At 34.0% G+C, this 15,390-nt stretch carries 12 protein-coding genes and 7 tRNA genes; 17 read left to right on the forward strand and 2 right to left on the reverse strand.

Going from position 1 to position 15,390, the window contains the following annotated elements:
• Positions 1 to 205 precede the first annotated feature (205 nt).
• From CN692_RS25360 to CN692_RS25430, 15 genes are all read left to right on the forward strand, one after another.
• Positions 206 to 278, forward strand: a tRNA-Thr gene (locus CN692_RS25360).
• Positions 279 to 287: 9 nt separating this feature from the next.
• Positions 288 to 363, forward strand: a tRNA-His gene (locus CN692_RS25365).
• Between the two features lie 6 nt (positions 364 to 369).
• Positions 370 to 440 (forward strand) — tRNA-Gly (locus CN692_RS25370).
• 17 nt (positions 441 to 457) lie between these two features.
• Positions 458 to 534 (forward strand) — tRNA-Ile (locus CN692_RS25375).
• A 20-nt stretch (positions 535 to 554) separates the two neighbouring features.
• Positions 555 to 629 (forward strand) — tRNA-Asn (locus CN692_RS25380).
• A 7-nt stretch (positions 630 to 636) separates the two neighbouring features.
• Positions 637 to 727, forward strand: a tRNA-Ser gene (locus CN692_RS25385).
• An 11-nt stretch (positions 728 to 738) separates the two neighbouring features.
• Positions 739 to 810 (forward strand) — tRNA-Glu (locus CN692_RS25390).
• A gap of 1,049 nt (positions 811 to 1,859) precedes the next feature.
• Positions 1,860 to 2,414 carry a bifunctional transcriptional activator/DNA repair enzyme AdaA gene (locus tag CN692_RS25395; RefSeq protein ID WP_098121893.1) on the forward strand — a complete coding sequence of 185 codons (555 nt, stop codon included), beginning with the start codon at positions 1,860 to 1,862 and terminating at the stop codon, positions 2,412 to 2,414.
• A complete protein-coding gene (locus CN692_RS25400) occupies positions 2,411 to 3,310 on the forward strand; it encodes a DMT family transporter (RefSeq protein WP_098121894.1) in 900 nt (299 codons plus the stop codon). The genes CN692_RS25395 and CN692_RS25400 overlap by 4 nt, the downstream gene beginning before the upstream one ends.
• A 574-nt stretch (positions 3,311 to 3,884) precedes the next feature.
• The gene (gene glgB / locus CN692_RS25405; RefSeq protein ID WP_098121903.1) at positions 3,885 to 5,813 is read left to right on the forward strand and encodes a 1,4-alpha-glucan branching protein GlgB; all 1,929 of its coding nucleotides are present in this window, start codon (positions 3,885 to 3,887) and stop codon (positions 5,811 to 5,813) included.
• Positions 5,761 to 6,888: a glucose-1-phosphate adenylyltransferase gene (locus CN692_RS25410; RefSeq protein WP_098121895.1), complete on the forward strand. Its 1,128-nt coding sequence runs from the start codon at positions 5,761 to 5,763 to the stop codon at positions 6,886 to 6,888. Before glgB ends, CN692_RS25410 begins: the two co-directional genes overlap by 53 nt.
• 48 nt (positions 6,889 to 6,936) lie before the next feature.
• Complete coding sequence (locus CN692_RS25415; RefSeq protein ID WP_098121896.1) at positions 6,937 to 7,956, forward strand: sugar phosphate nucleotidyltransferase; 1,020 nt, start codon at positions 6,937 to 6,939, stop codon at positions 7,954 to 7,956.
• Positions 7,950 to 9,383 (forward strand): glycogen synthase GlgA, encoded by a 1,434-nt coding sequence (gene glgA / locus CN692_RS25420; protein WP_098121897.1) that lies wholly within the window; start codon positions 7,950 to 7,952, stop codon positions 9,381 to 9,383. The genes CN692_RS25415 and glgA overlap by 7 nt, the downstream gene beginning before the upstream one ends.
• Before the next feature lie 25 nt (positions 9,384 to 9,408).
• On the forward strand, positions 9,409 to 11,817 hold the full coding sequence (locus CN692_RS25425; RefSeq protein ID WP_098121898.1) for a glycogen/starch/alpha-glucan phosphorylase: 2,409 nt from the start codon (positions 9,409 to 9,411) through the stop codon (positions 11,815 to 11,817).
• Between the two features lie 64 nt (positions 11,818 to 11,881).
• Positions 11,882 to 12,676 (forward strand): lipase family protein, encoded by a 795-nt coding sequence (locus tag CN692_RS25430; RefSeq protein ID WP_179874551.1) that lies wholly within the window; start codon positions 11,882 to 11,884, stop codon positions 12,674 to 12,676.
• 62 nt (positions 12,677 to 12,738) lie between these two features.
• Here CN692_RS25430 and CN692_RS25435 read toward each other — a convergent pair whose 3' ends face one another.
• Positions 12,739 to 13,527, reverse strand: coding sequence for a TIGR00266 family protein (locus tag CN692_RS25435; protein ID WP_098121900.1), 789 nt, complete (start codon positions 13,525 to 13,527; stop codon positions 12,739 to 12,741).
• 473 nt (positions 13,528 to 14,000) lie between these two features.
• Between CN692_RS25435 and CN692_RS25440 the strand changes: the two genes are divergently transcribed.
• On the forward strand, positions 14,001 to 14,201 hold the full coding sequence (locus CN692_RS25440) for a cold-shock protein (RefSeq protein WP_098121901.1): 201 nt from the start codon (positions 14,001 to 14,003) through the stop codon (positions 14,199 to 14,201).
• Positions 14,202 to 14,260: 59 nt separating this feature from the next.
• Here CN692_RS25440 and CN692_RS25445 read toward each other — a convergent pair whose 3' ends face one another.
• Positions 14,261 to 14,725: a TspO/MBR family protein gene (locus tag CN692_RS25445; RefSeq protein ID WP_098121902.1), complete on the reverse strand. Its 465-nt coding sequence runs from the start codon at positions 14,723 to 14,725 to the stop codon at positions 14,261 to 14,263.
• 329 nt (positions 14,726 to 15,054) lie between these two features.
• On the opposite strand from CN692_RS25445, the gene CN692_RS25450 reads away from it, so the two are divergent.
• Positions 15,055 to 15,390: transposase (locus CN692_RS25450; protein ID WP_142317580.1), on the forward strand; the 336-nt coding region annotated here is incomplete at its 3' end.

The raw sequence follows: 15,390 nt of genomic DNA on the forward strand, positions 1-15,390 counted from the left end.
CCGAGCCACCATCTTAAATAAAAAACACTTATTAAAATAATTAAGCCGACTTAGCTCAATTGGTAGAGCACGAACGAATAAGCTTCGTAGCAAAACTTCAGCGTACTTGTCGAGTAGCATCTTGAATCACTTTCTGAGACAAGGACGACTAAGAGTTGAACTAGTTATGGCAACGTATGATATTTTAGATAAATAATTTAATTAAGCCGACTTAGCTCAATTGGTAGAGCAACTGACTTGTAATCAGTAGGTTGAGGGTTCAAGTCCTTTAGTCGGCACTCTTTATGGCGGTCGTGGCGAAGTGGTTAACGCATCGGATTGTGGTTCCGACACTCGTGGGTTCGATTCCCATCGGTCGCCCCATATTATGCGGGTGTAGTTTAATGGTAAAATAGAAGCCTTCCAAGCTTCGGTCGTGGGTTCGATTCCCATCACCCGCTTTTTTATAAAATTTAATGGGCCTATAGCTCAGCTGGTTAGAGCGCACGCCTGATAAGCGTGAGGTCGATGGTTCGAGTCCATTTAGGCCCACCATTAAATTTATAATTAATTTTTCCGCAGTAGCTCAGTGGTAGAGCACTCGGCTGTTAACCGAGTGGTCGTAGGTTCGAATCCTACCTGCGGAGCCATTATGATAGAGAAGTACCCAAGTGGCTCAAGGGGCGCCCCTGCTAAGGGTGTAGATCGGGTAACCGGTGCGAGGGTTCGAATCCCTTCTTCTCTGCCATATTTTTTTTTGGCCCGTTGGTCAAGCGGTTAAGACACCGCCCTTTCACGGCGGTAACACGGGTTCGAGTCCCGTACGGGTCATAACTAAAGCTCAGTTATTTGTGATAACACAGGTAACTGAGTTTTTTATTTGTCTTTATAATTAGGGACTCAAACAACAATAGGAGGAAGAATTCTCCATCATCACGGTAGAAGTGATAACTCCGTGCGATTTATAAATACAGCGAATCCAATAACGTTTCGTAGGAGAGTATATCAGAGCAAATCTATTTAATGGTAGTTTGAGTAGTATAGCTGGACTAATAGATGCCTCCATCATAAACATCGAATACGTAATACTAGAAGTAATTTTCATAAATAGAGAAAAAGTTTTAATGTGAACGTCTCCAATAAAATGTCTATTGAATGAAAAAACGGACGAACCTAATTATTAATATAAAAGCCAAGAGTATTCTCTCAATAAATAGCCTGACCATTCGTCACCTTTTTTTAAACGCTTTAATTTCATTATCTAAAAAGGCATTCGTTACTAATCCTTCACTCAACTCCATTAATATTGTCCCAATCGAATTCATCCCCTAGTTCTTTAATAAAATCAATTAAACTACAATTAGTAAAGATAATTTGTGTTTATGGATACTAGCAAATCAATAAATATTTCCACGTACATGCAACAAATATAGTAATAGAAACAACGCATTTCAGAAGTAGCTCTCCATGGTGTAGGCCTGTACTTTTCCTATGAACTTCATTCGGGTTACAAACTTATTTCTCGCTTTAAAACTACTAGCAGTATGACTTAGTTTAAATTCCAACAAGATTATATCCTAGCACTTAATTACAACATCAGTATTATTCATAAATATTATTCCTATAATGAATCCTTCAACCCACTGTGTTATCTTCTATAATGTATTTATGTAAAAGATGAATATCCTTAAATACTTTAACGGTAAAATAGAAAAGATTTTCAATTTGAGAAAATTGTTAGGAGAAAAACTATTTTTAAAGTCATTCATTCTTTATACTTACCCTTAATATTTAATCTGTAATTAGAAAGCAAGAAAATGAAAGCTAGCGAAGGATCTTGATGCTAAAATGTGAATACTAAGGATGAGGTGAGTGATCGAATGAACAGATTAAATAATCAAGTTATGTGGACTGCAGTTGAGGAATGTGATGAAAACTATGATGGCGTTTTTATTTATGCAGTTAAGTCTACTGGAATCTGTTGTAAGCCCTCGTGTAAGTCAAGAACCCCCTTAATAGAAAATGTATCGTTTTATCCATCGCTTTCATTAGCAATAAATGATGGTTATCGTCCTTGCAAAAGATGTCAACCTGACTTACTTCACACAAGTGAGGAGGATATAATTTTTTCAGCCAAACGCTTTATTGAAAAAGAGTATCGAAGTAGTTTATCTTTAGATCGGTTAGCAATTGAAGTAGGAGTAAGTAAATTTCACTTACAGAGATTATTTAAAAAGTCTACGGGTTTCTCTCCATTAGAATACGCAACTAAGTTGAAAATGAATGAGGCTGCGAGATTGCTAAGAGAGACTGATGAAACGATAACAGAAATAGCACATAATCTTGGTTTTAAAAGCTCAGCACATTTTTCCAATATGTTCCGCCAGCATTTACATTACACTCCTTCAAGTTTTAGAAAGGGGTTAAATAAATGAAATTAAAAGATGGAATGGCGTTATTTAGCTTAGCAGCGTTATGGGGGGCCTCTTTTTTATTTATTAGAATCGCTTCACCTGTTTTTGGACCATTTCTAACAATTCAAGCAAGAGTTACATTTGCTTCTATTGCCTTAGTATTATATTTAGTTATTACAAAGAAGTCATTACACTTTAAGAAGAGATGGAAACAATATTTAATAATTGGGATGTTAAATGCTGCAATTCCATTTACTTTAATAGCTATATCAGCATTGTATCTAACAGCTTCTATGTCATCAATTTTAAACTCTTTGACACCTTTATTTACTGCACTTGTAGTATGGATATGGATGAAGGAAAGTTTGAGTATGCGAAAATGGCTTGGGATTGTTATAGGAGTAATTGGAGTAATCTTACTTGTAGGATGGAGCTCTATTCCATTTACTTACGATGTTAAAATTGCAGTGGGACTTGCTGTTTTATCGACCATTTCATATGGACTTGCAGGTGTTTACGCAAAGAAGGCATTTATTGGAGTTCCACCAATATCACTTGCCGCTGGACAACAAATCGGTGCCGCAATTATACTTTTACCATTTACATTACTAAATTTACCTACCTCGACAACTAACGTGACGATATTGGCTATATTGTCGGTTATAGGATTAGCATTATTTTGTACTTCAATAGCATATTTATTGTATTTTTATCTAATCGAAAGTGTTGGACCGACTAAGACGTTAAGTGTTACATTTTTAATCCCTGTATTTGGAATGATTTGGGGAGTTCTTATTTTAAAAGAACATATCTCTTTAGGAATGCTGTTCGGTTTTATTGTCATATTATGTGGTGTATTCCTAATTTCAGACATCCGATTAAAAGCATTAGCAACGAGTAAGCACATGGAGATTTAGTCGTCCAAAAAAATAATAGATAATCTAAAAAGGATCTTCGTAAACGGACGAGGATCCTTTTATTTTGCTACACGGTCATCTGTTCAGATTGTTAACGTCTTAAATTTTGTACATAGAAGATTCGACATAAGATTTGAATTGTCCTTATTGCATCCTAAAGTTAGTATTTATTTCCAATTCCGCAGCAGGGATTCTAAAAATTTTATAAAAACTTTTAAAATTTTTTCAAAAAATAACTCTCCTTCCCAATCCGACAATCTTCTACAATTCTTTTTAAATACAAAGATTATATGATTTTAAAACGCGAATTATGTATGAAATTTTATGAAAAATCAAAAATTTACAAATTATTACAAGGGTTTTCAGGGAAAATGTGAATAAATATACAATAATATTCGTTCGACAAATTCGACATTTTTACGACAAACTCAATAATGGCAACGTTTTCATGAATAGTTATTCATTTTATCGAAAAAATATTTGAATTTTTTTTGCATAAATACAAGGTGTTTATATATATTTGTAGAATATTAAGAGATAGAAGAATTTAAGAGATTGTAATGAGGTGAGGATGTTGCTTTTGACACGGCCAACTGAGTTTGATGTGCATTTATTCCATGAAGGAAGTTTATTCCACAGCCATGAATGCTTTGGTGCACATGTAGTAAAAAAAGGGAATAAAGTTGGAACTACTTTTACAGTGTGGGCTCCACATGCGAAGGGTGTCTCAGTTGTAGGGGACTTTAATAATTGGAATGGTTTAGAGCATAAGATGGAAAGGTTGAATGATCAAGGGATATGGACGATATTTATCCCAGAAATTGGTCATGAGACAGTATACAAATATGAAATTTCAACCAAAAAGGGAGATATTTTATTAAAAAGTGATCCTTATGCTTTCTTTAGTGAACTTCGACCGAATACTGCTTCTGTTGTTTATGATCTTTCAGGATACAAATGGAAAGATGCAAAATACCGTAAGCAAAAATTTAAAAAGTCTGTTTATGAAGAACCAGTTTTAATTTACGAAGTGCACTTAGGGTCTTGGAAAAAGAAGAAGAATGGTGATTTCTACACATATGCAGAATTAGCAACGGAATTAATTCCATATGTTAAAGAGCATGGTTTTACTCATATTGAGATTTTACCGTTAGTCGAGCATCCATATGATCGATCGTGGGGATATCAAGGTGTAGGGTATTTCTCCTCCACTAGTCGATATGGAAATCCTCATGAATTAATGAATTTTATAGATGAATGTCACCAGAATGGGATAGGTGTCATTATGGATTGGGTACCAGGTCATTTTTGTAAGGATTCTCATGGATTATACATGTTTGATGGTGAACCAACATATGAATATGAAGGTTACGAAGCTAGAGAAAATGAAGTATGGGGAACAGCGAATTTCGATTTATCTAAACCAGAAGTAAAATCATTTCTTATTTCAAATGCCTTATATTGGATGGAATACTTTCATATTGATGGTTTCCGAGTAGATGCGGTTGCCAATATTTTGTATTGGAAAAATAGAAATGAAGAAAATCCTTTTGCAGCTTCTTTTTTAAGAAGATTAAATGAAGTGGTATTTGAGCATGATCCACAAGTATTAATGATTGCGGAAGATTCTACTGATTGGCCATTAGTTACTGCACCTACGTATGAAGGTGGACTAGGATTCAATTTCAAGTGGAATATGGGTTGGATGAATGACGTTTTGACCTATATGGAAACTCAACCAGCTGAAAGAAAGCATCATCACAATAAGATGACTTTCTCGTTTTTATATGCCTTCTCGGAAAACTTTGTTTTGCCTTTTTCACATGATGAAGTAGTACATGGTAAAAAATCATTACTCAATAAAATGCCAGGTACATATGATGAAAAGTTTGCTCAACTAAGAGCGTTATTTGGTTATTACTTATCTCATCCAGGTAAGAAACTTTTATTTATGGGAAGTGAATTTGGTCAATTCGATGAATGGAAGGATTTAGAGCAAGTTGATTGGATGATAAAAGATTATGAGTCTCATACGAAGATGAACAAATACTTCAAAGAATTATTATCAATTTATAAAAAAAATAAGTCACTTTATGAAGTTGATAATCATTGGGATGGATTTTCTTGGATTGATGCAAATAATTCAGATCAAAGTGTATTTTCATTTATCCGTAAAGGGAAAAACAAAGAAGATTATGTCATAGTAATTTGTAACTTTAGAGAGATTTCTTATGACTCATATCGAATTGGTGTACCTGCAAAGCACCGATATAAAGAATTACTTTCAAGCGATTATGTACAATTTGGTGGCGATAGTAAAATCAATCGTTCATCCATTGAAGCAGAAGAATTACCATTTCATGGTTTACCATACAGTATTGAAATAGCACTACCTGCGTTTAGTTTTACTATCATACGTCCAGTCAAAATGCGAAAGGGGATTAGCAGCAATGGTTCAGAAAAAATGCGTAGCAATGTTACTAGCAGGGGGAAAAGGGAGTAGGTTAAGTTCTTTAACAAAAGAACTAGCAAAACCAGCCGTAGCTTTCGGAGGTAAATATCGAATAATTGATTTTACTTTAAGTAATTGCACAAATTCAGGCATTGATACTGTTGGGGTGCTAACCCAATATCAGCCACTTGTCCTAAACTCATATATTGGTATAGGGAGTGCATGGGATTTAGATCGCTTAAATGGTGGAGTTACTGTTTTACCGCCATATTCAGAAGCGTCTGGCGTTAAATGGTATACAGGTACTGCAAGTGCAATCTATCAAAATTTAAATTATTTAAAACAATATCAACCTGAATATGTGTTAATCCTTTCAGGTGATCATATTTATAAAATGGACTATAGCAAAATGCTAGACTATCACGTTGAAAAAGATGCGGATGTATCTATTTCTGTGATCGAGGTCCCTTATGAAGAAGCTAGCCGTTTCGGAATTATGAATACGAATGAGGAAATGGACATTGTAGAATTTGAAGAAAAACCTCAAAATCCGAAAAGTAATTTAGCTTCAATGGGAATTTATATTTTTAAATGGAATGTTTTAAAAGAGTTTTTAGAGATGGATGACCGTAATCCAGAGTCTAGTAATGATTTTGGTAAAGATGTTATTCCATTATTACTAGAAGAGAAGAAAAAAGTGGTTGCTTATCCTTTCAAAGGCTATTGGAAAGATGTAGGTACAGTAAAAAGCTTATGGGAAGCAAATATGGATTTATTAAATGAAGAAAGTGAACTAAATATATACGACCGTGATTGGCGCATATATTCAGTTAATCCGAATCAACCACCACAATATATTGCACCTACAGCAATCGTTGAAGACTCACTAATTAATGAAGGTTGCGTTGTTGAAGGTTTTATCTCACATTCAGTGTTATTCCAAGGTGTAACAATCGGAGAGGGCAGTATGATTAAGGATTCTGTCATTATGCCAGGTTGTGTAATTGGAAAGGATGTTCGAATTGAAAATGCGGTAGTAGCTCCTGGGATGATTGTTCCCGATGGAAGTCTATTAGGTCCTGAGAAAGATTATGAAGAGGTTATTTTAGTTACGAGCGAAGTTTAAGAGGTGGCTCATTCCTCAAAAAGAAAAATAGATTGAGAGGGTTATTTGATGAAACATACTATGCTAGGAATAATTGAGGCTTCAACACATTTTGAATCTTTAAAGCCGTTAACACAACATCGACCATTAGCAACACTTCCTTATGCAGGTCGATATCGTTTGATCGATTTTATGTTAAGTAATATGGTGAATTCAGGTATTACGAGTGTCGCTGTATTTCCCGATCAACCTTATCGATCAATTATTGATCATCTAGGCTCAGGTAAACACTGGGACTTAAATCGAAAAAAGGATGGGCTATTTATCTTTACACCAGAGCCTAGTGATGGAGCTTTTGGTACTTTTGATTTTATTGATAAACATATCCAATTTTTACAACGTGCGACTCAAAAGTATGTAGTTGTAGCAAATACATATACTATTTGCTCAGTCGATTTTAGACCAATTTTAAAGAGACATATCGAAACAGATGCACAAATTACAGAGTTAAAGCAATTTGGTAAATCTTTAAATATCTATATACTTGAAAAAGAGTTACTGTTAAAGCTTTTTGAAAACTTCCATGAAAAAGGCTATGAAACAATTATGGACGTTGTGCGTGATCAAAATAATGAAGTCGAATTAAAAGCATATGAAATTCCTCAACAAGTGGCAATCATTAAAACAATTGAGGATTATTTTGAGCAAAGTATGAAATTATTAAATCCTGAAATTTGGAATCAATTATTCTTAAAATCTTATCCTGTCTTTACAAAAGTTAAAGATGAGCCACCAACAAAATATTCAAAAGAAGCAATTGTAAAAAATTCAATTGTAGCTAATGGATGTGTAATAGAAGGAACTGTTGAAAATAGTATTATTTCAAGAGCGGTGAAAATTGGTAAAAATACGATTATTCGCAATTGTGTTGTTATGCAAAAATCAAACATTGGCGATAACTGTATATTAGATGGAGTTATATTAGATAAGGATGTTCGAATAGAAGATGGCGTTGAAATAAAAGGAAGCTTAAATGAGCCAGTAGTGCTTCAAAAAGGTTCAGTTCAAGGAGCGTTGATTCAGTGGTAAATGTTTTATATATTGTTTCAGAGTGCGTACCGTTTGTTAAATCGGGAGGGCTTGCAGATGTTGCAGGCGCCCTCCCTAAATATTTAAATAAATTAAATATGAATGTAAGAGTAATGCTTCCATTCTACTCGTTAATTCCAGCTAAATATAGAGAAGAAGCTAGGCTTGTAAAAGAACTCTCTATAAATCTAGGGTGGAGAAAACAGTATTGTGGATTATTTGAGTTAAAGGTTGAAGGTACGACTTATTATTTTATTGATAACGAGTACTATTTCAATCGAGATAAATTATATGGTCACTACGATGATGGAGAGCGTTATGCATTTTTCACATTGGCAGCGATTGAATGCATTAAGGAGTTAGATTTTGTCCCCGATGTTATTCACTGTCATGATTGGCATACAGCAATGATCCCATTTTTCATGAAAGAGTATGGCGCATTAAAAGATATTAATCCAAAAATGAAATCTGTTTTTACAATCCATAATCTTCAATTCCAAGGTGTATTTTCTAAAGTAGTAATGGATGACATTTTAGGAATTGATGAGCAATATTTTAGCGATGACTATTTAAAATTTTACGATTGTATCAACTTTATGAAAGCTGGAATCATTTCTAGTGATATCGTAACAACTGTTAGTCCAACTTATAAAGAAGAAATCAAGCACGAGTTTTTCGGAGAGCAACTAGATGGACTATTACGTGAGCAAGATCACAAACTTTTCGGAATCGTTAACGGAATTGATGAAACAATTTATAATCCAGCTACTGACCAAAAAATCCATGCTAATTACGATGAATTTACAATCGAAAATAAAGCAGAGAATAAATTGAAACTGCAGGAGTCGCTTGCCTTAAAAATGGACGAAAATATTCCAGTTATAGCGATGGTTTCTCGTTTAACAAGTCAAAAAGGAATTGACCTTATTACACACGTATTCCCTCAAATAATGGATCATAACGTTCAAGTAATCATTTTGGGTACTGGTGAAGAAGAGTTCGAGAACTACTTTAAATCAATGGAACATAATTATTATGACAAAGTAAGGGCCTATATTGGATTTGATGAAAGTTTTGCCCACCAAATTTATGCAGGTGCAGATTTATTCTTAATGCCTTCTTTATTTGAACCTTGTGGTTTAGGGCAGCTTATTGCAATGAAGTATGGCTGTGTCCCAATCGTAAGGGAGACTGGGGGGCTAAATGATACTGTCCAGTCATATAATGAAGAGACGAAGAGCGGAAACGGTTTTACATTTACGAACTATAATGCTCACGATATGCTTCACACAATTGAACGAGGACTTATTGTATACGAGGATAAAAAGAATTGGAAATCAGTAAGGAAAAATGCAATTAATAGAGATTCAAGTTGGTTAAAATCTGCTAAAGAATATGCAAAATTATATATGCAATCCTCAAAGTAAAAATCTTATAGGGTGAGGTGATTCCATGTTTTCTAGTGTGGAGGAATTTGAGTGGGGTTTTAAAGAAAAGCTAGAAAGTATGCATGGAAAGAATATTGCAGAAAGCACTACTCAGGAGCAGTTTCAAACACTTGGTACGATGATACGTGAACATATAAGCGGTAATTGGTTAGGAACGAGTGAACAATACCGTTTAGAGCGAAAAAAACAAGTTTATTATTTATCAATTGAATTCTTATTAGGTAAACTTTTGAAAAGTAATTTAATTCATCTAGGCCTTAGAGAGTTATGTGAAACAGGTCTTGGGAAATTAGGCATTACTTTAAGTGATCTGGAGGAATTTGAAAGTGATGCAGGTCTAGGAAATGGTGGCCTCGGCCGCCTAGCATCGTGCTTTCTTGATTCCCTAGCTTCTCAAGACTTACCTGGTCATGGATGTGGCATACGCTACAAACATGGCCTATTTGACCAAAAGATTGTAGATGGCTATCAAGTTGAGCTCCCAGAACAATGGCTGAAATACGGAAATGTTTGGGAAGTTCGAAGAGATGATGAAGCAATAGAAGTCCTATTTGGTGGAGAAGTCGAATCATATAATAACAAAAATCGATTAGAATTCAGAATTCACAGTGCAGAAGCAATCACAGCAGTACCATACGATTTACCGATCATAGGTTATCATACAAATACGGTAAATACGTTAAGATTATGGAGTGCAGAAGCGTCTACACATTCCTCGAATAAAACATTGATGAAATATAAGAGAGAAGCAGAAGCGGTCTCTGAATTCTTATATCCTGATGATACACATGATGAAGGAAAGATTTTACGTCTAAAGCAACAGTATTTTCTTGTTTCTGCAAGCATTCAAAGAATAGTAGATTCATATAAAGAGCAATACGGTAATATTCGCAAGCTTCACGAAGAAATTGCGATTCATGTAAATGATACACATCCAGTTTTAGCGATTCCAGAGTTGATGAGAATTTTAATCGATGTTGAAAAGTTATCTTGGGAGGAAGCTTGGGAAATTACAACCCAAACGATTTCCTATACGAATCATACAACGCTCTCTGAAGCGCTTGAAAAATGGAGAGTTGATTTATTTAAGCCTTTATTACCAAGGATTTATATGATTGTAGAAGAAATAAATGAAAGATATTGTAAAGAGCTTTGGAACAAATATCCAGGTGACTGGGATCGCATAGAACAAATGGCAATAATTGCTCACGACGTCGTAAAAATGGCTCATCTAGCAATTGTAGGTAGTAAGAGCGTAAACGGAGTTGCAGAAATTCACACTGAAATTTTAAAGCAAAGAGAAATGAAGCTCTTTTATGAGCATGAGCCATTTAAGTTTAATAATAAAACAAATGGCATAACTCATAGAAGATGGTTACTTCAATGTAATCCAGAGCTTAGTAGCTTAATAAATGAGTCGATTGGGGACGGGTGGATCCACGAACCAACTCAACTTGACAATCTATTGAACTATCAAAAAGATGAGTCCTTCTTAACAGAATTTATGAATGTAAAGAAAAAGAGAAAAGAAGTACTCGAAAATTATGTTCACTATACAAATGGAATTGCGTTAGACACAGATTCAATATTTGATATTCAAGTGAAACGGATGCATGCATATAAAAGACAATTACTAAATGTTTTACATATCATCTATTTATATAATCGTTTGAAGGAAGATTCACATTTTAAAATGCATCCTAGAACGTTTATATTTGGGGCGAAAGCATCTCCGGGTTACTATTTTGCGAAAAAGATTATTAAATTAATTCATTCTGTGGCAGATATAGTTAACAATGATCGCTATATAAGTCAATTTATAAAAGTCATCTTTATCGAAAATTACCGTGTTTCGTTAGGAGAAATCATTTTCCCTGCAGCTGATGTCAGTGAACAAATCTCAACAGCAAGTAAGGAAGCGTCAGGAACTGGAAATATGAAATTTATGATGAATGGCGCACTTACGATTGGGACGCTAGATGGGGCAAATATTGAAATCTTAAGAGAAGTTGGCGAGGAGAATATTTTTACTTTCGGACTTACAGCGGACGAGGTTTTAAATTATTACCAACACGGTGGATACAAAAGTAGTGATTATTATCATCATGATCTTAGAATTAAAAAGGTATTAGATCAATTACTCCATGGATTATTTCCATTACCAAGAGAAGAATTTGAGCCGATTTTTGATTCACTCATGTCCTATAATGACGAGTACTTCTTATTAAGGGACTTCTCTTCATATGTAAAAGCTCATGAATGTATTAATAATACTTACCAAAACAAAAAAGACTGGGCATTAAAAAGTCTTCATAATGTCGCAAAATCAGGCTTTTTTACAAGTGATCGTACTATACGTCAATACGCTTCAGAAATATGGAATATACACGAAAGAACTTTACATCACACTTAAACCTCCTCTTATTTTATTAGGAGGTTTTTCATATAATTGTGTAAAGCGGGAAAGGAGAGATAAGTTGAAATTCCTTTCAGTCGACTATGATAAAGCCTTAGAATTACTACTTTGCATTGAACAGGCGTATACTCAGTATGAAGAAGATGGTCAATTTATGATTCCTGCAGATTATTCATTAGTTGATACAATCAAAGCATGTGTTTTTAGCGAGCCGGAGTGGTTTGGTTATATTATAGAAAATGAAGATTCGATCATCATCGCATTTCGAGGAACGAAATCAGATTTAGATTGGTTAGCTGATTTGAAAATTGATCAAGATTTATTTCCTTATGTGATGGATGGTGGAAATGTACACTCAGGTTTTCTATCAATTTATCGATCTTGTCGAGAAATGCTTTTAGCAATTGTAAAAGTAAAGGCTCTCTCAAAAAAAATATTCATAACCGGGCATAGCTTAGGTGGCTCATTGGCTACGTTATTAGGTTATGAGATTGCAATGAATGGAATTTGTAACCCGAATGTTTATACATTTGGCTCTCCAAAAGTTGGCAATATAAAGTTTAAAGAAAATTATGATGAAAATGTAAGGCATAGTTTAAGATTTGTTAATTTATATGACATGGTTCCTTTAAGCCCGCCTTTTAAAGTAGAAATAAAGCCCTTGCACATTTATTTAGAATACGTTCAAGTGAAACATCCAATCACTTTTTCACTAAATAAGGGATCAATTAAAAATAGTCATCTCTTATCGACTTATATCGAAGGGGTTAAAAAGATGAAGCTGGATTATGACTATACCCCAACATTTACTTATAAATTGCGTGAAGCTGAACCATTGGAAGAGGAAGTAATCTAATCATCAAACAAAAAAACTAGTCAAATGAGACTAGTTTTTTAAGTTGCAGCGTAAAAAATGGTTTATTCTTTACCGTCTAATAAATTCCCTAGGCCACCTAAAATACTTCCTTCTTCTTTAGATGAATTTGGTAAGTATTGACCAATTCTAGATGCTAATCTTGCTAAAGTTAATGATTGAACCCAAATTGTGCCTGGACCTTGAAGTGTAGCGAAGAATAGACCTTCTCCACCAAATAAAGCCGTTTTTACATTTCCAACGTACTCAATTTCATAGTTAACATTACCAGTAAAACCAACAATACATCCAGTATCAATTTTAATTTTTTCACCTGGTTGTAGTGTTTTTGTGTAGATTGAACCACCTGCATGTAGGAAGGCAAGACCATCACCTTCCAGTTTTTGCATGATGAAGCCCTCACCACCAAATAGTCCTGTACTTAATTTCTTTCTAAACTCGATTCCAACTGAAGTCCCTTTTGCAGCAGCTAAGAATGAGTCCTTTTGACAAATAATTTTATTTCCATATTCATGTAAATCCAGCGGTATAATTGTTCCTGGATATGGAGCAGAGAAGCTTACTGTTTTTAAAGAGCTAGTTCGGTTCGTAAAGCTAGTCATAAATAAGCTTTCACCTGTTACAAGGCGCTTTCCAGCTCCAACTAGTTTTCCAAATAATCCGCCGCTTTGCTGGGAGCCATCTCCAAAAATTGTTTCAAGCTCAATTCCATCGTCCATCATCATCATTGCTCCAGCTTCAGCAACTACTGTTTCATTTGGATCAAGCTCTACCTGCACAAATTGCATATCATGGCCATGAATTTTATATGTAACTTCATGTGAATTTTTCATTGTTATTCCTCCTTATAGTTTCACTATACAAATATTGTAATATGAAATTCTAGTTTTTTAATTATAAATAATTTGATAAATTACTACAGAATCCTCAAATATTATTGCCAATTGATGTGAAAATATGACGATTTTATTGAATTAAATTAGGTCCAAATATACAAAAAAATAAATTTGACGAATTATATAAAAAATTCTTTCAATTTAGCCTTAGTGTCATTGACGCTCTTTTTTATCTATGATATATTTAATTTACTATTAACTGCATATTTATTTGAAGGTAAGAAATTAACGATACATTTGCACTACAAAATTCTTAGTAACGCTCATTTTTCTTTGTCTTGAAAAGAAGTTTTGACCACTTTCAATGTTGTAGCAATCCTAAGCCGATTGGACAATGACGTTCTTTTTCTTCATCCCTCTTTTATGCACGTTTTAATAGTGTATATATGTATTTTTAGGAGGTATTATCGATGGAATTCGGTAAAGTTAAATGGTTTAACAGCGAAAAAGGTTTTGGATTCATCCAAACTGAAGGTGGAAACGACGTATTCGTACACTTCTCTGCAATTCAAGGCGAAGGTTTCAAAACTTTAGAAGAAGGTCAAGAAGTTCAATTCGAAATCATCGAAGGAAACCGTGGACCACAAGCAGCTAACGTAAACAAAAAATAATTTTTGTTATGTTCAAGGCATCCTTATTTAGGATGCCTTTTTTATTTTAATCTATTAATCTATATATTTAGTAAGTAAATATTATAATTTAGGTAGGTAGCAAAGATCGACCAAAGTGAATAAGGGATTAATAAAATAAATGAAGTTTTTGAATGTTTATAGGCAGTGATTGCTAATAGTATAGCTGTTACTGATACAAATCCGCAGTCTATTGTTGCTAATAGGATATTTTTTTGTTCGAATTGAAAGAAACTAAATAACTGGTTAAATATATAATTAATAATAAATAAAATAAAAAACCATTTTGCCTTTTTAAATGATTCTACCATTGAAACGACTATACATACGCTTAGCGAAATAAAAGAATACAAGAAAGCCCAAATGATACCGATTGTTTTTCCTGATGGGGTATAGCTAGGTTTATGTAGACTATTATACCAATTAAAATCAATTGGAAATAAAATAGAAGCTACAAAAAATAAGCAGTATAAGGAGAAAAATAATACGATTAACTTTATATTCATAAACCCTCCTTAAATAAGATGTCTTGATTTAGTATATGTCTATAATTTGAAAATATAAAAAAAACGACCACAATGTAGTAATCGTTTTTAAATGATGTTGAAAAAAGAACTTGTCAGCAATATATTTCAATGTAAGAAGTTGTATGGTGTTGATTTCCGCTACAGGATTCTCGCTTTCCATGGGGCGAGACCTGTGCCTCCTCGGCGCGCGCCGAGGCCACTGAAAAAGTCCTCGTGGTTTAAAAAAGTGAAGGCTTTCTCGATTTCATCGAGGAAGCCTTCACTTTTTTCTTGTATAATTATTGTATCAAGTAACGGTGGTGTCTCGAATGATCTCAAATCAAGAATCTTTTACCCTTAGTCCATTCATGGCTTTATACGATCTAATTGTTCCGAAAGATAATATGTTACGTCAATTAAATGAATTAGTTGATTTTACGTTTGTTTTAGATGAATTAAAGAATAAATATTGCCTTGAAAACGGCCGCAATGCAGTGCCGCCTATTCGTATGTTCAAATATTTGTTACTAAAATCGTTCTTTGATTTATCTGATGTAGATGTTGTTGAGCGTTCAAAATATGATATGTCTTTTAAATATTTCCTTGATATGGCTCCAGAAGAATCAGTGATCAATTCAAGTTCTTTAACGAAATTTCGTAAGCTT

It is taken from the genome of Bacillus sp. AFS002410 (assembly GCF_002556365.1).
GTDB lineage: Bacteria > Bacillota > Bacilli > Bacillales > Bacillaceae_G > Gottfriedia.